The organism is Mesorhizobium sp. M7A.F.Ca.US.014.04.1.1 (genome assembly GCF_003998745.1).
In the GTDB taxonomy this organism is placed as follows: domain Bacteria; phylum Pseudomonadota; class Alphaproteobacteria; order Rhizobiales; family Rhizobiaceae; genus Mesorhizobium; species Mesorhizobium ciceri.
Genome location: NZ_RZRW01001391.1, coordinates 1 through 545, shown reverse-complemented (window position 1 = coordinate 545; position 545 = coordinate 1). Strand labels below are relative to the sequence as shown.

Genomic DNA, 545 nt, shown 5'->3' with positions numbered 1-545 from the left:
GCCTTGCAGGACCTCGGCTCCGACCAGATCGGCCAGGCTTACGTCACGGCCACACTGACGGTGTGGGATGCCGACCCGTCGATCGCGGACGAGAAACTCCGGCTGGTTGAGAAAGTGATCCAGGGGAAGGATTTCACGTGCATCGCCGAGAGGGTCAACGCCATCGAAGCCTGGCTCGGCAGCATTCCCGGTCACGTCTACGCCAACGTCCGCCAGCCGCCGCTATCTACCTTGAATCTCGCTCACATGATCCCCCTCTCGGCAGTCTGGGCGGGACCCGTCGAGGATGACCATTTTCGCGCGCCGCCGCTGTTCTTCGCCAGGACAGAAGGCGCAACGCCGTTTCGTTTCAGCCTCCATGTCGGCGATGTCGGTCACACCCTCGTCGTAGGCCCGACCGGGGCCGGCAAGTCGGTACTCCTGGCACTTATGGCGCTGCAGTTCCGGCGCTACGGGAACAACCAGATCTTTGCCTTCGATTTTGGTGGCTCGATCCGCGCCGCCATGCTCGCCATGGGCGGCGACTGGCACAATCTCGGCAGCAG

1 pseudogene is annotated in these 545 nt (G+C 63.5%); it reads left to right on the top strand.

The features are described 5' to 3' along the window. Positions 1 to 545: pseudogene (locus EOA22_RS36720) on the top strand (conjugal transfer protein TrbE); the annotation flags it as partial.